Origin of the sequence: Borrelia miyamotoi (assembly GCF_019668505.1) — a bacterium.
GTDB classification, from domain to species: Bacteria; Spirochaetota; Spirochaetia; order Borreliales; family Borreliaceae; genus Borrelia; species Borrelia miyamotoi.
In genome coordinates, this window is record NZ_AP024371.1 from 290663 (window position 1) to 309146 (window position 18484).

The 18484-nt window shown below is 32.1% G+C and carries 22 protein-coding genes; all 22 read right to left on the reverse strand.

Features of this window, described 5'->3' with window-relative positions:
• Positions 1 to 2 precede the first annotated feature (2 nt).
• Genes fliM through ftsZ form a run of 22 tightly spaced genes read right to left on the reverse strand, consistent with a single transcriptional unit; the run spans position 3 to position 18480 of the window.
• A complete protein-coding gene (fliM, locus tag K5Q05_RS01360) occupies positions 3 to 1061 on the reverse strand; it encodes a flagellar motor switch protein FliM (RefSeq protein ID WP_025443857.1) in 1059 nt (352 codons plus the stop codon).
• 18 nt (positions 1062 to 1079) lie between these two features.
• Positions 1080 to 1613: a flagellar basal body-associated protein FliL gene (gene fliL / locus K5Q05_RS01365; RefSeq protein WP_221019286.1), complete on the reverse strand. Its 534-nt coding sequence runs from the start codon at positions 1611 to 1613 to the stop codon at positions 1080 to 1082.
• Positions 1614 to 1654: 41 nt separating this feature from the next.
• Complete coding sequence (motB, locus tag K5Q05_RS01370; protein ID WP_025443856.1) at positions 1655 to 2440, reverse strand: flagellar motor protein MotB; 786 nt, start codon at positions 2438 to 2440, stop codon at positions 1655 to 1657.
• Positions 2440 to 3225 carry a motility protein A gene (locus K5Q05_RS01375; RefSeq protein ID WP_025443855.1) on the reverse strand — a complete coding sequence of 262 codons (786 nt, stop codon included), beginning with the start codon at positions 3223 to 3225 and terminating at the stop codon, positions 2440 to 2442. Before K5Q05_RS01375 ends, motB begins: the two co-directional genes overlap by 1 nt.
• Positions 3222 to 3443 (reverse strand): flagellar FlbD family protein, encoded by a 222-nt coding sequence (locus K5Q05_RS01380; RefSeq protein WP_025443854.1) that lies wholly within the window; start codon positions 3441 to 3443, stop codon positions 3222 to 3224. The genes K5Q05_RS01375 and K5Q05_RS01380 overlap by 4 nt, the downstream gene beginning before the upstream one ends.
• A 16-nt stretch (positions 3444 to 3459) precedes the next feature.
• Positions 3460 to 4788 (reverse strand): flagellar hook protein FlgE, encoded by a 1329-nt coding sequence (flgE, locus tag K5Q05_RS01385; RefSeq protein WP_025443853.1) that lies wholly within the window; start codon positions 4786 to 4788, stop codon positions 3460 to 3462.
• Positions 4789 to 4792: 4 nt separating this feature from the next.
• Positions 4793 to 5218 carry a flagellar hook assembly protein FlgD gene (flgD, locus tag K5Q05_RS01390; RefSeq protein WP_025443852.1) on the reverse strand — a complete coding sequence of 142 codons (426 nt, stop codon included), beginning with the start codon at positions 5216 to 5218 and terminating at the stop codon, positions 4793 to 4795.
• 14 nt (positions 5219 to 5232) lie between these two features.
• Positions 5233 to 6405: a flagellar hook-length control protein FliK gene (locus K5Q05_RS01395; protein WP_025443851.1), complete on the reverse strand. Its 1173-nt coding sequence runs from the start codon at positions 6403 to 6405 to the stop codon at positions 5233 to 5235.
• A gap of 3 nt (positions 6406 to 6408) precedes the next feature.
• Complete coding sequence (locus K5Q05_RS01400) at positions 6409 to 7023, reverse strand: periplasmic-type flagellar collar protein FlbB (RefSeq protein WP_025443850.1); 615 nt, start codon at positions 7021 to 7023, stop codon at positions 6409 to 6411.
• On the reverse strand, positions 7016 to 7447 hold the full coding sequence (locus K5Q05_RS01405; protein ID WP_025443849.1) for a hypothetical protein: 432 nt from the start codon (positions 7445 to 7447) through the stop codon (positions 7016 to 7018). The genes K5Q05_RS01400 and K5Q05_RS01405 overlap by 8 nt, the downstream gene beginning before the upstream one ends.
• Positions 7444 to 8751: a FliI/YscN family ATPase gene (locus K5Q05_RS01410; RefSeq protein WP_025443848.1), complete on the reverse strand. Its 1308-nt coding sequence runs from the start codon at positions 8749 to 8751 to the stop codon at positions 7444 to 7446. The genes K5Q05_RS01405 and K5Q05_RS01410 overlap by 4 nt, the downstream gene beginning before the upstream one ends.
• A gap of 16 nt (positions 8752 to 8767) precedes the next feature.
• Positions 8768 to 9688, reverse strand: coding sequence for a flagellar assembly protein FliH (gene fliH, locus K5Q05_RS01415; RefSeq protein ID WP_025443847.1), 921 nt, complete (start codon positions 9686 to 9688; stop codon positions 8768 to 8770).
• A gap of 14 nt (positions 9689 to 9702) precedes the next feature.
• Complete coding sequence (gene fliG / locus K5Q05_RS01420; RefSeq protein ID WP_020954681.1) at positions 9703 to 10737, reverse strand: flagellar motor switch protein FliG; 1035 nt, start codon at positions 10735 to 10737, stop codon at positions 9703 to 9705.
• 8 nt (positions 10738 to 10745) lie between these two features.
• The gene (gene fliF / locus K5Q05_RS01425; protein WP_025443846.1) at positions 10746 to 12458 is read right to left on the reverse strand and encodes a flagellar basal-body MS-ring/collar protein FliF; all 1713 of its coding nucleotides are present in this window, start codon (positions 12456 to 12458) and stop codon (positions 10746 to 10748) included.
• A 13-nt stretch (positions 12459 to 12471) separates the two neighbouring features.
• Positions 12472 to 12801, reverse strand: a complete 330-nt coding sequence (gene fliE / locus K5Q05_RS01430) for a flagellar hook-basal body complex protein FliE (RefSeq protein WP_025443845.1) — start codon at positions 12799 to 12801, stop codon at positions 12472 to 12474.
• Positions 12802 to 12817: 16 nt separating this feature from the next.
• Entirely contained in the window at positions 12818 to 13276 is a 459-nt protein-coding gene (flgC, locus tag K5Q05_RS01435) for a flagellar basal body rod protein FlgC (RefSeq protein ID WP_020954684.1), read from the reverse strand.
• A 22-nt stretch (positions 13277 to 13298) separates the two neighbouring features.
• The gene (gene flgB, locus K5Q05_RS01440) at positions 13299 to 13706 is read right to left on the reverse strand and encodes a flagellar basal body rod protein FlgB (RefSeq protein WP_025443844.1); all 408 of its coding nucleotides are present in this window, start codon (positions 13704 to 13706) and stop codon (positions 13299 to 13301) included.
• A 33-nt stretch (positions 13707 to 13739) separates the two neighbouring features.
• The gene (gene hslU / locus K5Q05_RS01445; protein ID WP_025443843.1) at positions 13740 to 15092 is read right to left on the reverse strand and encodes an HslU--HslV peptidase ATPase subunit; all 1353 of its coding nucleotides are present in this window, start codon (positions 15090 to 15092) and stop codon (positions 13740 to 13742) included.
• Positions 15092 to 15634, reverse strand: a complete 543-nt coding sequence (hslV, locus tag K5Q05_RS01450) for an ATP-dependent protease subunit HslV (RefSeq protein ID WP_025443842.1) — start codon at positions 15632 to 15634, stop codon at positions 15092 to 15094. Before hslV ends, hslU begins: the two co-directional genes overlap by 1 nt.
• The gene (gene dprA, locus K5Q05_RS01455) at positions 15631 to 16587 is read right to left on the reverse strand and encodes a DNA-processing protein DprA (protein WP_025443841.1); all 957 of its coding nucleotides are present in this window, start codon (positions 16585 to 16587) and stop codon (positions 15631 to 15633) included. The genes hslV and dprA overlap by 4 nt, the downstream gene beginning before the upstream one ends.
• A gap of 6 nt (positions 16588 to 16593) precedes the next feature.
• The gene (locus tag K5Q05_RS01460; RefSeq protein WP_025443840.1) at positions 16594 to 17283 is read right to left on the reverse strand and encodes a hypothetical protein; all 690 of its coding nucleotides are present in this window, start codon (positions 17281 to 17283) and stop codon (positions 16594 to 16596) included.
• Entirely contained in the window at positions 17284 to 18480 is a 1197-nt protein-coding gene (gene ftsZ, locus K5Q05_RS01465; RefSeq protein ID WP_025443839.1) for a cell division protein FtsZ, read from the reverse strand.
• Between the last annotated feature and the right edge of the window lie 4 nt (positions 18481 to 18484).

Below are 18484 nucleotides of genomic sequence, written 5' to 3' on the forward strand. Positions count from 1 at the left end.
CTCTATTCAACTTCTTCTGTTAGTTCCTTTAACAAATCGAAATCCTCTATTTCACCGACTTTCTCTGTAATCTGAACCGAAATCTTATTTCCAACAAGGCCCATCCTACATTTAAATTTTTCTTTAGTTCCTACTTTTAAGGTTAAATCCTTATTGATTGGAGAATTTTCAAGATTAAGCACATCACCTTTTTCTAAGGATAATATTTCTTTTACCTTTAACTTAACTTCTCCGATTTCAGCCACTAAAAGCATATCCGTATTCTCAAGTTTTTCCCTCAGTACATCAAGATTCTCACTAGTAGTACCTACACCAATTAAAGAATGCCAATACCTTGTTGAAAGCTTAGATACAATAGGCTCTATTGTAATATAAGGCAAACAAAAATTCATAAGCCCTTCAACCTTGCCTATTTTAACCTCAAGAGTTACTAAAATCACCATTTCTGTTGGAGGAACTATCTGAGCAAATTGAGGATTAACCTCTATGTGCCCAAAACGAGGCCTAAGATCAACTACCTGAGACCAAGCTTCTCTCATATTAGCAAGTATACGAATAATAACACTTTCCATGACAGATTGCTCTATTTCTGTTAAATCTCTACTCTTATCCTTAATAGTATCTCCATCCCCTCCAAAAAGCCTATCAACTATTGCAAATGCAATGGTTGGATCAACTTCAAATATAGCAGAACCCTTAAGAGGATCCATGTTAATTATTGCAAGGGTAGTAGGATTTGGAATAGACCTAATAAACTCCTCATAAGTCAACTGATCAACTGAAGCTACATGCACATGAACCATTTTCCTCAAAAGTGCTGACAGCGAAGTTGTGGTATATCTTGCAAAAGCTTCATGAAAACTTGATACTGTTCTTACTTGCTCTTTTGAGAATTTGTCTGGTCTTTTAAAATCATAAACTTTAACTTTCTGCTTCTTACCCATAGGACTGGATATAATATTAGAAAGTGAATCATCTGATGACAAATTATCAGATGAATTAATAGATTCTAAAAGACTATCTATATCATCTTGTGATAATGCTCCTGGATTACCTGCCATTTAAAATTCCTTTTAAAATCACATATCAAAAATATCAATTTGTGTTAAGGCTATCTCTTCAATTTCACCATTTCTAAGAATACTATTAATTCTAGCCTTAATTTCAGCTTTAATCTGACTTTCGTTCTTTATCTCTTGACCTGTCCTTTGACTAAAATATTCTCTAATAACATCTTTTAAGCGTACCTTTTGTCTTCCAAGCTCACTTAAAATGTTTACATTATTCTCAGCATAACCTAACGCAAGTTTTATAACAAAAGCTTTGGGAGGATTATCCTGAGTAGTTCCTCTAATCTCATCTATGCTTTCATACCATATAAGCATAGGTGGTTTCCCTAAATATTCATTAGAAAAAATTGGGAAATTATTAGGTGTCTCACTTTGACTTACTACCATTTTAGAAACGAAATAAGAAACTATTATCATAATAACAACAGTAAATAGTCCTATCGCTAATATTTGCAAAATCTTTATTATAACATCAGGTAGCAGTCCAGCTCTCTTATTATCAGCGACATCTACATCAATGTTACCATCGTCTTCATCAGGCATATTACCTCCTATAAATTTCTTCTTTAATTGTTAAAATATCATTATTGTTCAATGCTTTTAGCAGAACTCAAAGAAGCATCACTAGTAATTAAAATATCTATTCTTCTATTATAAGCTCTGCCTTCAGGAGTATCATCTGTAGCAACTGGCCTACTGCCTGCAAATCCAGATACCTCAAATTTACTCTCAATACTTTTTAATCTAGACTGATCAGTGTAATTTAATATCTGCTCTAACATGTTTACTGCTCTTGCTGATGAAAGCTCCCAATTACTCTTCCAAATTCCATTTATATTAACATTAACATTATCTGTATGCCCTTCAATTTTAAAATTATACCCTTGATTATCCAAAAACCCAATAAAAGAAGCTATCTTTTGTATAGTCTCCCTGTTATCATCAAGTTTAACCTCAGCACTAGCTGAATCAAAAAAGGCATCGGCTAAAAGAGATATAATAACACCTTGTTCATGGTGTTTAACAACAACCTTATTAGACTGAATCTTTTCAATAAACTCAATCATAGATTTGTTTTTAGATGCCTGAGATGCTTGTTTATTCTTTTCAGTAGAAGGCAAAGACATAAAATTATTACTTAAATAAGAAAGTTTATTAATATCCAATGTTTTTCCACCCCTAAAAAAGCCAGAACCCGTAAATGAAGCTGACATTATTTTTAATACATTTTCTTTGAATATAATATCGTTTAATGAAAACATAGTAACAAAAAAAACAAGCAACAAAGTAACCATGTCTCCATATGTCAACATATATTCAGGAGAACCTTCTGAACATTTATTACACTTTTTCCTAGCTCTAAATACCATTATTCACCTCCAAGGATATTGCCTCCAAGATGACCCCTATCTTTAGACGTTAAAAACGTCACCAATTTTTGTTCTAAAATTCTAGGATTGTCTCCTGCTTGAATTGATAAAATACCCTCAACTATCATCGTTCTAACTGACGCTTCTTCAAGATCTATAGATTCTAATTTAATTTGAATAGGATAAAACATTAAATTTGCCATTATTGTACCATAAAGAGTTGTAATAAGAGCAACAGCCATAGAAGAACCAAGTGCGGATCTATCTTCTAAATTCCCAAGAAGAGCTATAAGCCCAATAAGTGTACCCGTCATTCCAAAAGCAGGAGCAAGCTTTGCCCAAGTTCCAAAAAGATTAGAACCAATCTTATGTCTTTCTTGCATCTGATCAAGCTCAAGATAAAGCATAGTTCTAATTATCTCAGGATCAGCACCATCAACAACAAGTCTCATTCCAGACTTAAAAAAGGGATCACCAATCTGATCAAGCTCATCATCAAGAGACAAAAGCCCTTCTTTTCTAGCTTTTTCTGAAAGCTCCACTAAAGTCTTTATAATAGGCACCTTGTCAAAAGAACTTTTTTTGAAGAAAAACCCTAAATATGTAGGAATTCTTTTAACAGTGGGAATTTCAGAGGAAGCTAAAAGTGCAGAAAAAGAACCAACAACCGTAATAAACACAGAACTCAAATCCCAAAAAACTCCCAATCCTGTAGGAGTAAATGCCATAGAAATTAAAATAGCACCAAATCCAACTCCCCATCCAATTATACTAGCCAAATTCATAGCCTAACTCCCTTATCCTCTTGTTTAACTCTGTCTATCAAAGTAATCTCTCTCCTATACACCCTGATTTTGTCTACTACCTCTACTACATTTTCTTTTACAACTACCTTCTTGCCATTCATAAGAAGAATTGTAGTATCAGGATTAGCCTCAATGCTCTCAATATGACAAGGATTTAAATAATACCCATCGCCATTAAGCTTAGTAACATAAATCATAAACTAAAACTAAAAATTAACTCTTAAGTCTTACAAGCTCTTGCAATAACTGATCTGAAGTAGTAATGGTCTTAGCATTAGCTTGAAAACCTCTTTGAGTAACTATCATATCTGTAAATTGTTCAGCAAGATCAACATTAGCCATTTCTAAAACCCCTGCTCTAATAGTACCAAGTCCTGACAAACCAGTTTCACCTATCCTAGCCTGACCTGAATTACTTGTTTCAGTAAAATTAGTATCCCCTGCTTTTGCAAGGCCCCCGGGATTAACAAATGATGCAAGTGCAATCTTCCCAATGTCCCGCCTGATACCATTTGAATAAACACCTGTTATTACCCCATTGTGATCGATTTCATAATGTTCCATATATCCCATGCCATATCCATCCTGAATAATAGCCTTTGTGGTACTTGCATCAGCAAATTGAGTAATTGAATCAGTATAACTACCAACATTCCCAAGTCTAAGATTAATAGTTTGCTGCTCACCAACTTCTCCAGCATTAGCATTCACAACTCCAAAAGTTATAGGAAATTCAAGCAAATCACCTGGCTGACCTGCCTGACCATTTAAAGAAAGCAATGATCCTTCATTATTAAAGCCCATTGTAAAATTGGAATTTGTCTCTCCATTCACTAAAACTGTAGCATTCCAAGTATTAGGAGCAGTTGAATCCTTTACAACCCTAAGTTCAACAACACTAGTATTTCCAAAACTATCATAAATAGTCTTATTGACAACCCAAGTACCATGAGCAATATCAACTTCACTTGCACCCTCATTAATTACAGGTAACCTCTTATCAAGATTGCAAGCAAAAGTAATGTGTTCAGTAGCCCTAGCTGTTTCTTTATCTCCAATAGGAATAACTAAATCTTCAACATCAGCAGATGTATTAATAACCTGCTCCCCTGCAACAGACTTTGCCATCCAACCTTGGATTTTCATACCATTTGCAGGATTTACAAGACGTCGATCAGAATCAACATCAAATGCACCAGCCCTTGTATAAAAAGAATTATTACCATCCCTTAATATAAAAAAACCATTACCACTAATTCCAAGGTCAGAAGCTTTCTGAGTACTTTGAAAGGAACCTTGAGTATGGATAGTATCAATAGTTGCAACACTCATCCCAAGACCAACTTGCTTTGGATTTACACCCCCAAGCCTATCAGTAGGACGAGATGCCCCAGAAATACTTTGAGATATCATGTCTTGAAAATTCACCCTTCCTTTCTTAAAACCAATAGTATTAACATTAGCAATGTTATTACCAACAACATCCATCCTTGTTTGATGATTCTGAAGACCAGAAACACCAGAATATAAAGATCTCATCATATAATTATCCCTCCAATCCTACTGACAAAATATTGTCATAAACATAATACTTCCCATCAATCATAATTTGTGGAACCACTCCCATTTTAATATTTGTAACTTTTCCCTTAACAATCTCTCCATCAACATTTTCAAATTCAACTATTTTCCCCAATAAACCCAAATCTTTATTTTTATCAAGGGCAGACGATAGACTCTCAAAAGATTTACTCATATTTGTCATTTGCTCAAGTGCCGAAAATTGTGCCATTTGAGCAATAAACTCTTTATCTTTCATTGGATCTGTAGGGTCTTGATATTTAAGTTGCGTAATAAGCAACTTTAAAAAATCATCCCTACCAAGATTACTTCCCTTAATATCCCTTTCTCCATTAGAATTAGACATCGTCTTAACTCTGTTTACACTAGCTAAATTACCAATTGTACTCATTTATATCCTCCGTTCTAAACAATAAAATTAATACTTTTTTCTAAATCATCAGAAATCTCAACATCATCTTCAATTTTAAAGATCTTATCCTCCTTATTAAAAGAAGAGCCTTGATTCTTAACATCATCTTTAAAATCACCAGAAAAAAATCCAGAACCATTACCCGCAAGAGAAAGATTCAAACTAGTATTAAAACCATTATCATTTAGCATTCTATTGATCGAATACATATTTTGTTCAAAAAGAGCTCTAACATTATTATTATCAACTATAATTTTACCTAACAAATTATTATTAGAATCAAGATTTAAATTAATTCTTATACTACCAAGTTTTTTAGGTTTTAAAATCAACCTAATTTCTCCTGTATCATTCGATTTTAACACAATCTTAGCTTTATTCACAATATTATGATTAACTTTTAAATTCCATTCTGACATCAAATTATCAGTAATTTGGCTGACAAAAGATTCTTTCATATGTCTTGCATTGGAACTAGCAAGATCACCCATAAATTCTGTCAATCCACCAAAAGTTTCCTTAATGTCATACCTACCAATAGCACTTTTGCTATCAACTAACCTAAACTTAAAATCTGAATGAAGAAATTCTTTCACACTATCATTTTTCTTAAAATTTTTAACATCAATATTAATAATATTACTTTCTTTACCTCTCTTTGCAACATTTAACTCTCTACGACTAGAGTCAAAATCAACACCTAAAATATCAAAATTACAAAGAGAATTCACATTACTAAAGAAAATGTTAAGATCAGACAAAACACTCTCAATATTCTTTGATATTTCTTTTTTCTTAAAAAGATCAGAATCAAAAGACAAATTTTCATCCAAAACTTTCAGGCTATCAAAACTAAATAAATTATCCACCCTTTTTACTAAAGATTTTAAATCAGATATAAAACCATTATCACTAAGCTTTTTAAAAATAAAAGGCTGTTTTAAGGACACATCTTTAAAATTCTTATTTATAAGACCATTACTTTTTAAAAATTTTATAAAATCTAGCACTGAATCTCTAAACTTAGATAAATTTTGAATCTCAGAAGAAATCAAATTTAAAAAAACACTTTTCTTATCTTGGATAAAGGAACTATCTGAATTTACAAGATTTAAACCTTTACTTAGACCTTGAGAATTATCAATAATCTTATTTAAAATAATCATACATCACTCCAATGAACTAACAGACATCTTTCTAATTAATACAGCAGCCTTCTTAGAATCCATAAGAGATAACCAATAAGGAACAATAGACACCCGCCCCTCTTTCTTAGCAATATCTTCTACCTTTCGCATATAAGATATTGCAATTTCATCGTTAAGCTCTTCAAGCCTCTTAACAGCATCTTCTGGTGGCATATTCATTAAGTATAAAGCAGCCTGTGCAAAATTCGCATCCTCGTCTTTATATTTATTGACAATATCATCAATTACTTTTTGCTTCAGATCCAAGTCTTTTTGCTTTTGATTAAGCTCAGCTTCAAATTTGTTTAAATTATCCTCTCTTTTCTTTAATTCTTCTCTTAATTTTTCAACTTGCTGATTTTTAATATAAATGGCTTCCTTTTCCTTTATCATCCTAATTTCATCAAGACTAATATTCGTATATTCAAGAGGTTGATCATCTTCCTTAAAAACTAAAGCTCTAATATACAAAGGCAAATAATCTCTAGCTTGATATATACCAAATAAATCAAGCAAAAAAAATGAAAGTCCTAACAAAAAAATAATTAAAAATGACCACAAAATCAATCTAAGCATAAATGACAAGAAACTATTCATTTATATTTCCTAATTCTTTACAAATTTTATAATTAACATATTCATCTAAAACCAAGTTTTCGCTTTTTATTTTTTCTTTAATTATAGTACTATTTAAGGATTCTATTAACATGCTAACCTTTTTTTCTGCTCCATATTTCTTTAAATAAATATCATGATATTTATCATATTCATGCCTAAATTTTACAAGCTTTTTTAACTCTTCCTTTTTTTTAGAAGTCAAATAATCCAAATAATTTCCTTTTAAAAAAACATCTATGCCATTTAACCTATTTAAATCTTTGGAAATTCCCTCCAAAAATTCTTCTATTTCTGAAATTTTACTATTTATATTCATTAAATCATTTTCGCTCAACTTTCTATCATAAACTCTAATATTCAATATTTTCTCAAATTTTTTTCTCTTAAAATCTAAATCACTCAAGCTAATATTTCTCTAATTTCACCATCTAAATCTTCAAAATCAAATTCTTCTTGCATTCCTTGAGATAAAAAATCAATAATCTTTGGATACTTTGAAATTGCTAAATCAACTTCCTTATTAGAACCTTTCAGATAAATTCCCGTCTTAATTAAATCTTCATAATTTTTATAAATCGACAACAAATTCCTAATTTTAGATATTAATTTCTGTCTCTCAAAATTTACTATTCTATGAAAAGACCTGGAAGTCGAACTTAAAATATTTACCGAAGGATAAATCCCTCTATCAGACAAATCTCTATCCAAAATAATGTGTCCATCCAAAGTAGCTTTCATAATATCAGCTATTGGTTCTGTAAAATCATCACCCTCAACAAGAACAGTATAAAAACCCGTAATACTGCCCTTATCACTAAGTCCCGAACGTTCAAGCAAAATAGGAATTTCTACAAAAACAGAAGGAGGGTATCCTTTAGTAGCAGGTGGCTCTCCCATAGAAAGGCTAATCTCCCTTTTTGCATTTGCAAATCTTGTAATTGAATCAAATAATAACATAACATCCATTCCACAATCTCTGAAATACTCAGCTATTAATGTTGCCGTATAAGCCCCTTTATACCTTGAAATAGGAGTTTCATCAGAAGTCGAAACAATCAAAACACTTCTATTAAAACATTCTCCTTCAAGGTCATACTTAATAAACTCATTAAGCTCACGTCCTCTCTCACCGATGAATGCAATAACATTAACATCCGCTTTAGAATTTTTAGCAATCATACCAAGTAAAGTAGATTTACCAACACCAGCACCTGAAAAAATACCTACACGCTGCCCCTTTGCAACTGGCAAAAAACTATCAAGAACTTTAATGCCAGTAACTATTTGCTCAGAAAAAATACCCCTATTTAAAGGATTAATATTACTAAAACTTAACTCCTTATAATGATTGCTAAGGAATTGGCCCTTACTATCAATAGGCCTACCAAGAGAATCAATTACCCTTCCAAGTAATTCATCACTAAGATTAATTTGAAGCTTTTTATCCAAGGAATAAACTTTATCACCAACCTCAATTCCATCAAATTTTTCATAAGCCATAAGACTAACAAAAGGTCCATTCAAACCTAAAACTTCAGCATATATTCTTTTACCACTTCTATGTTCAATTAAACACAAATCACCAATACCACATTTTGGACCCAAACTTTCAACTAAAAGACCCTTAATTTTCCTTACTTTGCCAATAAGGGACATAGACTCAACACTATCCAATATTTTTGAATAACTTTCAAAAAAGTTGTCCATCAGCATCCCTTAGTATTTAGAATATAGAAGAAAAATTCTTAAATTTTTCCTCTATTCTATCAAGTTGAGATGAAATTCGTGCATCTATTTCCCCAAAATCAGTCTCAATAATACATCCACCCTTTCCTATATTAACATCTTCAATAACTTCCAAATTTTCTATAAGATCAAACTTAGAAATGAACTCATGTTTTTGATGACTTACAATATCCATGTCATCAAGATTAACACGAATAACAATATTTGTTTTACTTTTTATTTTTTTTAAAGCCTCATTTACATTTTCTATGACAACATCTCTTTGAGAATCTACAATCTTCTTAACTACCTTAACTGCAATCTGCATAACAAGATTCATTATGTGTTCTCCTGAAGATTCAAGGATTTCTTTTCGCTTTGTAACCAAAGAAGATATTATGCTATTTAATTTTCCCAACACTTTATCAGAATCTTCACGCCCCTTCTCAAAACCTGCATCATATCCTTCATTCCTTCCTTTTGCAGTTTCTATCTCAAGCTCTCTTTTTAATTTTTCTTCATGCTCCTTTACTATTTTTTCAATTTCACAATTAGACTCTCGCTCAATTGCCCCCTTTTTATCCTCAGCTTCCCTTTGCAAAGCTTCAGCTCTCTCATTAGCTAAACTTACTATTTTATTAGCTTGTTCATTAGCCTCTTCAAGGATTTTAGAACACTCAACATCTATTTCTTTTTTAGCAAGCTCATGCTCATGCTCAATTTCATCTTGAAGCTTTATTTTTTGATTCATTAAATCCTCAAGTTCTTTGCGTAGCTTAATGCTACGACTATCTATATCAGAAATTTCATTTTCTTTTTTCTTCATCTCTAATGATTTAAAAATAGGATTTGTAATTTCAACAAACTCTAACTTTACTGCATTTACAACTTCTTTTGATTTATACAAAACCTTAGGCAAATACAACTCCTTTATCAGACAAGCACATCTTCCTCACCACCTCTTGAGATTACTATTTCACCTTGCTCCTCTAATTTTCTAATAAGAGAAACAATCTTCTGCTGAGCTTCCTCAACATCTTTACGTCTAGTAGGTCCCAAAAACTCCATATCTTCCTTAAGCATCCCAGCGGCTCTTTTAGACATATTTTTAAAAATCTTATCTTGAACCGGCATATCAACTGATTTTAAAGCTTTTGACAATTCTTGACCATCAATTTCTCTTAAAACTCTCTGTATTGATCTATCATCAAGAAGAACAATATCTTCAAAGACAAACATTTTCTTCTTAATTTCCTCTGCAAGCTCAGGATCTTCTTCTTCAAGAGATTCAATAATAAATTTCTCTGTCTTCCGATCAGCCATGTTAATTATTTCAACAACATTATCAACTCCTCCAGCTGAAGTATAATCTTCTGAAGATAAAGAAGCTAATTTTTTCTCAAGGACTCTTTCAACCTCTCTTACTACTTCAGGAGAAGTTCTATCCATTAATGCAATTCTTCTTGCAACATTAGTCTGAATTTCAGTAGGAAGACTAGAGAGAATAAAGGAAGCCTTTTGAGGATCAAGATACGAAAGTATCAAAGCAATTGTTTGTGGATGTTCTTGTTGAATAAAGTTCAAAATATTAGCAGGATCTGCTCTTCTCACAAATTCAAAAGGCCTTGATTGTAAAGCAGAGCCTAAATTATTAATAATGTCTACTGCCTTTTGAGTACCAAGAGATTTCTCAAGAAGCTCTCTAGCATAATCTATGCCACCTTTTTGAATAAATTCTTGAGCCATCATTAACTCTTTAAACTCTAATAGAACAGTATCCTTAAGTTCAGAAGTAACGATATCAAGCCTTGCTATCTCAAAAGTTAAAGACTCTATCTCATCTTGAGATAAATACTTAAATATCTTGGATGAAATTTCTGAACCTACTGAAACTAACAAAATAGCAGCTTTCTGTTTCCCCGTTAAAGTAGAAACACTAAATATCTCTTTTTCCTTTTGCTCTTCCATACAAATTGCTACCCTTTATACATTACAATCCATGTTCTAATAAGCTTAGCAACATCCTCAGGTTTTTCTCTAGCCAAAATCTCAACGTTACTTTGCAATTCATCCTCTTCCTTAAGCCCACTAACAACATCATCAACACCAATATCATCACTATCATCCATTAATGATTGCTGACGTCTTAAATGCGCCTGTCTTGCAAAATCTTCTTCCCTAAGGCGTCTTCTTCTTTCAAGCTCTCTAGATACAATGAAAAATACTGTAAATATTAATATCAATAATGCAAATATTATACTTACTATAAAAATCAAAAATTTAAACTTCTCACTTGCAAAATAATCTTCATCTATCTTCCTAAATTCATTTGCTCGATCAAAAGCAACATTCCTAACAGTAATTGCATCACCCCTCTCTGGCTTATACTCAAAAGAACTCTGCAAAACATCTGTAATATTTTTTAAAGCTTCATCAGAAATAGGCTTATATTCCCTTTTACGCATACCATTTTCTATAACAAAATTCCCAAATTCATCATAAACAAAACTCCAAACACCATCTATAAAAATACCAAGAGAAATTCCTGCAATTCTAGCAGGCTCCTTCTCATTTAAAGATTTCTTCTCATTAAGAGCAACATTCTTTGTCTCTTGCAATTCATTCGATTTCCCAATAATGTCACTTAAATCCCGATACTCAGGTGGAGTATTACCCTCTTGACCAGGGGGTCCCCATGGACTAAACCCTTGTCCTTCATACTCCCTTTTATGAACCTGAGAAGAAATTAATGTAGAATCACTAACTTTTCTTGTATTATAAGAAACTCTTGGATCTTGAGGCTCAATCTCAATAGGAGCATATTCCTTAGATTCCGTAGTCTGACGAGAAGTATCAAGTGTTACGTTAACCCTTGCAATCATGAATCTATCACCAGATAAAACTTTACTTAAAGCAGAATCAATTTCATCTCTAAGCATAGATTCATACTTTAATTTAAGCTTTCTTTCCTTTTCAGCTAAATCAATCCTATCAATGCCACCTAAATTAGAAAAATCATTTAGTATAGTTCCTTTATTATCAACAATAGCAATATTATCTGATTCAAGACCTTCAATAGCATACTGAATCAGCTTAACAAGCCCTTCCACCTTTTTACGATTAGTAACAATGTCAGAACCAGGCTTTGGAGTAATCCTAACAGAAGCTTTAACTGCTTCTTGTGATTCTTTAAAAAGCGTTTTCTCAGGCATAACCAGGTTAATGCTAACAGCATCAACATCATCAAGAGCAACAATATGTTGCTCAACCGCTCTTGTAATTGATCGTCTAAGATTAATATTTCTCTCAAAATCCGTAATAGTCCACCTATCAATATCAAAAAGATACCAAGGATCCATATGCACAGGAACAAGCTCTTCTCTTACAAGAATTGCTCTCATTCTTTTTGACATATTTCCATTACTTAAGTAAATCTTCCCATCAGCAGTGACAGTATATTCAACATTTTCTTTATCTAATCTTTGAACTATTCTATCTAGCAAGTACTGATCCTTAATGCCAACACCAAAAAGAGCGATCCCTTGTTTTTTAGTCGAAAATCCTACTAAAAAAATAAGTGCTAAAATTACAAATAAAACAATAAGACCAAAAGCCATTTTTTGAACCATACTGGCTTTTTTAAAACCCTTACCTACCGATGCAAAAAACTTAGTAATAAAATTGTTCAAACTAAATAGCTCCTTAACGAATATTAATTATATCTTGATAAGCCTTAATGCTTCTCTCAACAATAGCTTTTGTAATACTTAAATTCATATTAGCCTTAGCCATTGCTATTACAATATCATGAGCATCAACATTATTAGGATGTAAAATAGCTTGCTGTGACATTTTAGATACATTCAATTGACTATTATTTACATCAGATACCAAATTAAAAAACAAATCCTTGAAAGTTTCCGTATTTCCTCTATGCTTAACATCAAAATTAGAAGAACTCCTATCAAAATGCAAAGGATTTTTACTAACCAAATAAACATTATTATCCGTAAAAAAAGAATCTATTTCCATTGTCCATAAGTCTCCTTTAATTCTGTAGTATTGACAATGCACTCCTAAACATTGCTTTGCTACTATTAATTACAGTAGAATTTGCTTCATAAGCACGAGAAGCAGAGATCATATCCACCATTTCTTCAATTGCACTCACATTAGGCAATTCTACATAACCCTCCCGCTCACCAGACTTTATTGCATCAGGATGTGTTGGATCATACTTTAACTTTAAAGGAGATTTGTCTTTCTCAATACCAGCAACTCTTACACCTTGACCAACTCCATTATCAAGATAATCAGGAACAAAAGGACCCTTCCAATATGGGCTTACAACCCTTGGAGCAAAAATTATTCTCTGCCTTCTATAAGCCCCCCCATCAGAAGTTCTAGTAGTCTCTACATTTGCAATATTATTTGCAATAACATCTAGTCTTAACCTTTGAGCAGTCAAACCTGTTGAAGCAATATTAATACTTGAAAATAATCCCATATATATTCCTTGAGGTTATAACTTATTTTATTACAATATTTACACTTTTAAAATGATGAGCTTGAATATTTGTAAACAAGCCATAAATCATTTGATTCTGAAAAAGACTTTTCATCTCAGAGTCAATATCAATATTATTCCCATTACTACTAAGTGTAGAGAGATAATCAAGCATCCTGCGGGGTTTAACATCTAAATAATTTAGCTCTTTAAATCCATCCAAATGCTTATCATTGCTCTTCACCAAAGATAAATTGATTGCTTTTTCATTTAAAATTGCTCGTTCAAGCTCGGCCTCAAAAGAGACCTTACTTCTCTTGAAATTCGGAGTCTCTACATTTGCAATATTATCAGCTATTACACTTTGTCTTAAACTAAGAACATCCAAATATCTATGCACCAAATCAACTGATTTTTCAAAACCATCCAAGCTAATACCCTCTATACCACAAATTATTTTTTACTATATTATATAATAATTTAAATCTTTTTGTTCGCTAATTTTTATTTTTTCATTAACATAGTCCAAGTTTATTTCAATTTTCTTTAACTTACTACCAGGAGCTTCAAAAAAAAGATCGGCAAGAATCTTTTCCATGATCCCATGCAACCTTCTTGCTCCAAGATTTTCTCCTTCAAAATTCATACTAAAAGCAAGCTCAGCAATTCTATCAATTGCCTCTTCACTAAATGTTAAAGTTAAGTTATAAACCTTAAACATTGCAATATATTGCTTTATCAAAGAATTTTTAGTGTGCTTCAAAATATTTTTAAAATCATCCACACTTAAGCTTTTAAGCTCAACCTTAATTGGAAATCTACCCTGAAGCTCTGGTATTAAATCAGACGGTTTTGACAAATTAAAAGCACCTGCAGCAATGAACAAAATATGAGAAGTATCCACTATTCCATACTTTGTATTAACCTTAGAGCCCTCAACAATCGGCAAAATATCTCTTTGAACCCCTTCTCTAGACACATCATTACCGGTCCTATTCTTAGTAACTATCTTATCGATCTCATCAATAAAAACAATTCCCATATTCTCAACTCTTGATTTAGCAATCTCTACAATATTTTCATGATCAACCAATTTTTCAAGCTCCTCAGATATTATTATTTCTCTGGCTTTTTTTATTTTTAATTCCTTTCTCTTCTTTCTATCAAATATATTATTAATCAATCCTCCAATGCTCATATCAATATCTTCAAAATTACTACCAGAAAATATCTCTATAGTAGAAACGGGCATTTTACCTGAAACATAAATATCAATAAGGTTATCATCAATAGCACCACTTCTTAATTGTTTCCTAAATTTATCCCTTAATTTCTCACAAACCTTCTTTTCTACCTCACTTGAATTATCATTATTAGAACTATTAGAAGCTTTCAAAAGCTTGTCAATTATTTTCTCCTCAGCACGTTTGCTAGCCTCTTTGCGAACAGAATCATACATTTCCTCTCGAACCATACTCACCGCAATACTCATTAAATCACGAATCATAGATTCAACATCACGACCCACATAACCTACCTCAGTATATTTTGTAGCTTCAACTTTAATAAAAGGAGCCTTAATAAATTTTGAAAGTCTTCTTGCAATCTCAGTTTTACCAACTCCAGTTGAACCAACCATAATAATGTTTTTAGGCATTACATCATCTCTTATTTCCTTGGCAAGTTTAGATCTTACATATCTATTAACAAGAGCAATTGAAACCAATTTTTTAGCCTCAACTTGTCCTATGATATATTTATCTAGTTCTGCAACAATTTCTTTAGGAACCAAATTTTGATTTTCAACCTTAGACATCAACCAATCTCCTCAAGCACAATATTTGAGTTTGTATATATACAAACTCTTGCTGCCACCTTTAAAGATTTAAAAGCAATATCAGAAGCACTTAGTTTTTTGTTTTCCATATAAGCAAGAGCAGCTGAATATGCATAATTTCCTCCACTACCAATTGAAATTACATCTTCTTCAGGTTCAATAATATCTCCAGTACCTGAAATTAATAAAATATTATCAGAATCAGCAACAAGCATCATTGCCTCAAGCTTATGAAGTATTCTGTCAGCTCTCCAATCTTTTGCAAGCTCCACTGAGGCTCTTTTAATATCAATAATTCCATCTTCTCTGGCTTTAACCTTCTCCTCAAATTTCTCAAAAAGAGTAATAGCATCAGAAGTTGAACCTGCAAATCCTGCTAAAATTCTTCCATTAACCAACTTTCTGATTTTTATAGCATTAGATTTTAAAACAGTATGTCCAAAAGTTACTTGCCCATCTGCTGCTACTACAGTCTTTCCTCCCCTTCTTATTGCAATAACCGTAGTTCCCTTAAAACTCATGCTCCCCCCTTTTTCGATATTTCATTCAGTAACTCATTAATAAGGATACTCGATATATCTTTGCCTACACAACAATCTGCCGAGTAATCATTAATTTCAGGCTCATTATACTGAACATTTAGTATATTATAAAGTTCTGGCACTGATTTTATTTCTTGTGCTCCAGAAGCATATAAACTCTTGGAACCATCACCAGAATAATCAACATTATAAACATAAATATCAAGACCCAAATCAAGCCCAAGATCAGCAGTAATTAAAGCCCCAGATTTCCTTGGAGCACAAGTTACAAAAACAGCATCTGAAAGACCAGCTATTATTCTATTCCTCTTTGCAAAAAAATAATTTTGTATCTTCTCATAAGGTAAGGTTTCAGTAATAATTCCTCCACCATTTTCTAAAAGATGAGAAACATATTTCCTATTTTGCTTTGGATAAATATTATCAATATCTGTTGCAATAACTGCATAAGTTCTTTTTTTCTCATTCATTGCACCAAGATGCGCTGCAATATCAGCTCCTATTGCAAATCCAGATATTATCTCCACATGATTCTTAGCAAGATGAGATGATAATTCTTTAATTTTATCAGCCAAAGCTCTATTGATTTGCCTTGAACCAACAACAGCCCAAGATAAAGAATTAAAATCTGGAAGATTACCCTTATAATAAATAGCAAATGGAGGGTCATAGATCCTCTTAAGCTTCAAAGGATAATCCTTAGAGCCAAGAGTCACAGCTTTTGCACCTGATCTATCAATAATTTTTTTTTGCAACTCTACTAATTTTAAATCTGGAAGTTTATAAGTTGTTCTAAAATCTTTAGACAAAGAATTAGAAATATCTCTTAAACTTAAATTACAAAGATCATTTAAATCAAAATTATTAAAAATCCTAAATTTATCTTTACTCCTTAAAAATTTTAAATTATCAATATAAAGCAATTTAAACATATAAAGCTACTTAAAATTATTCATTATTCTATTAATTCCCTCTATTTGCTCTTGAGTTAAAGCTTTACTCTTTGCCTTCTTATAAAATAACAAAGCATTATCAAAATCCCCAAGAGAATAATAGTTTGCCCCCCGCAACATAAAAAATTCAAAACAATTTTCTCCCATAGACTCAAGCCTACTTAAATATCCTTTAGCTTCTAATTGCTTATCAAGGTCATAAACATACATATTAGAGAGAGCAAAAATAGCTTCATTAAAATCATCTTTAACAGCAATTGCCTTTAAAAAAGAATTTTCAGCAAGAATAAAATATTCTTCAATTTTGTCCCTAGTTTGCATACCTTTAGCTAAATTGTAAGAAGAAATTCCTATATAAAAATGAGACAAATAATTGTCTGGACCTTGCTCTAAATTTTTATTAAAATACTCAATAGCAGCTCCATACTGACCAAGCTTAATAAATTCAAGTCCAATTAAACTAAAAAATCTAGCTTTTTTATCAATAGAATTAACTATTTTTAAAATATTTTGCTCTTCCTTATCAATAAATTCCTCATAAACTTCAATTTTCTCTAATGAAGAACCACCAGCTACCTCTATTTCTCTTATCCTAAGTCCAAGATTTGTTTTTTCTTTAGATTCATCTCCACAAGAAATAACTAAAAATAAAAATATTAATACCCATTTTTTCATTCAATTGTCGCTATTTTTTTTATTCAAATTTCTAAGAAATGTAGGAATATCAATGTCATCCTCAAAATAATTAACATTTTTTGACTTTGCTATAAAATTATCATTCGCACCATAAACACTATCTGATGCATCTTGACTGCCTGACATTAAACTATCAAATTCTTTTGAACTTAAAGTATTATTCTCAACTGCACCAGATAAATCCTTCTGTTTTTTAGAAGCAAAACCAGTAGCAACAACCGTAACATAAATCTCATCATCAAGATTTGAATTAATCGCATGCCCATATATTACGGTAGCTTCATCATCAACACTAGCCGTAATTATTCCCATAATCTCTTCAAGCTCAAGCAATGAAAAATCTTCCCCTCCGGTTATATTAACAAGAAGCCCCTTAGAACCTTCTATTCTAACCTCTTCAAGCAAAGGATTACTAATAGCAGAAGTAGCTGCATCAACCGCTCTATTTTCACCCTTACCATAACCAATACCCATCAAAGCATCACCTTGTCCTTGCATAATGCTCTTAACATCAGCAAAATCAATATTGACTTCGCCATGCTCAATAATAAGCCCTGCAATCCCCTGAACACCCATTCTTAAAACATCATCGGCTCTCTTGAAGGCATCTTTAATTGTAGTTCGCTTATCAACAACAGTTAAAAGTTTTTGATTTGGAATAATTATTAAAGTATCAACAGATTTTCTCAAATTATTTATTCCCTGTTCAGCGAGTCGCATCTTTTTAGGACCTTCAAATTTAAATGGTTTAGTAACAACTCCAACAGTTAAAATTCCAAGTTCTTTTGCAACTTGAGCAATAACAGGCGCAGCTCCTGTTCCAGTTCCTCCACCCATTCCAGCAGTAATAAATACCATATCAGCGCCTGCTAGATGATTCTTTATAACATCAATATCTTCTTCTGCTGCAGCTTGTCCAATTTCAGGCCTCCCACCAGCGCCAAGACCCGAAGTAACTTTGGATCCAAGAGCAATCTTTATTGGAGCAATAGAAGTTTGAAGAGCCTGGAGATCAGTATTTGCTACAATAAATTCAACGTCTCTTACTCCATATTCAATCATACGATTGACAGCATTGCTACCACCACCACCTGCACCAATTACCTTAAGAACCGTAGGATTTGTAGCAGCATCAAACCTATTTGAATGACTATCAATAATATTATAATCTTTCATTAAA

Bases quoted from the DNA above. Each gene is read 5' to 3' on its own strand.
- flgC (WP_020954684.1), bottom strand. From the start codon at position 13,276: ATGGGATTATTTTCAAGTATTAATATTGCTTCAACAGGTTTGACTGCT.
- flgE (WP_025443853.1), bottom strand. From the start codon at position 4,788: ATGATGAGATCTTTATATTCTGGTGTTTCTGGTCTTCAGAATCATCAA.
- hslV (WP_025443842.1), bottom strand. From the start codon at position 15,634: ATGAGTTTTAAGGGAACTACGGTTATTGCAATAAGAAGGGGAGGAAAG.
- K5Q05_RS01375 (WP_025443855.1), bottom strand. From the start codon at position 3,225: ATGAATTTGGCTAGTATAATTGGATGGGGAGTTGGATTTGGTGCTATT.
- K5Q05_RS01395 (WP_025443851.1), bottom strand. From the start codon at position 6,405: ATGATTATTTTAAATAAGATTATTGATAATTCTCAAGGTCTAAGTAAA.
- fliL (WP_221019286.1), bottom strand. From the start codon at position 1,613: ATGCCTGATGAAGACGATGGTAACATTGATGTAGATGTCGCTGATAAT.
- flgD (WP_025443852.1), bottom strand. From the start codon at position 5,218: ATGAGTACAATTGGTAATTTAGCTAGTGTAAACAGAGTTAAGACGATG.
- K5Q05_RS01400 (WP_025443850.1), bottom strand. From the start codon at position 7,023: ATGAATAGTTTCTTGTCATTTATGCTTAGATTGATTTTGTGGTCATTT.
- motB (WP_025443856.1), bottom strand. From the start codon at position 2,440: ATGGTATTTAGAGCTAGGAAAAAGTGTAATAAATGTTCAGAAGGTTCT.
- fliG (WP_020954681.1), bottom strand. From the start codon at position 10,737: ATGGAAGAGCAAAAGGAAAAAGAGATATTTAGTGTTTCTACTTTAACG.
- dprA (WP_025443841.1), bottom strand. From the start codon at position 16,587: ATGTTTAAATTGCTTTATATTGATAATTTAAAATTTTTAAGGAGTAAA.
- fliM (WP_025443857.1), bottom strand. From the start codon at position 1,061: ATGGCAGGTAATCCAGGAGCATTATCACAAGATGATATAGATAGTCTT.
- K5Q05_RS01460 (WP_025443840.1), bottom strand. From the start codon at position 17,283: ATGAAAAAATGGGTATTAATATTTTTATTTTTAGTTATTTCTTGTGGA.
- K5Q05_RS01380 (WP_025443854.1), bottom strand. From the start codon at position 3,443: ATGATTTATGTTACTAAGCTTAATGGCGATGGGTATTATTTAAATCCT.
- ftsZ (WP_025443839.1), bottom strand. From the start codon at position 18,480: ATGAAAGATTATAATATTATTGATAGTCATTCAAATAGGTTTGATGCT.
- K5Q05_RS01410 (WP_025443848.1), bottom strand. From the start codon at position 8,751: ATGGACAACTTTTTTGAAAGTTATTCAAAAATATTGGATAGTGTTGAG.
- hslU (WP_025443843.1), bottom strand. From the start codon at position 15,092: ATGTCTAAGGTTGAAAATCAAAATTTGGTTCCTAAAGAAATTGTTGCA.
- fliE (WP_025443845.1), bottom strand. From the start codon at position 12,801: ATGGAAATAGATTCTTTTTTTACGGATAATAATGTTTATTTGGTTAGT.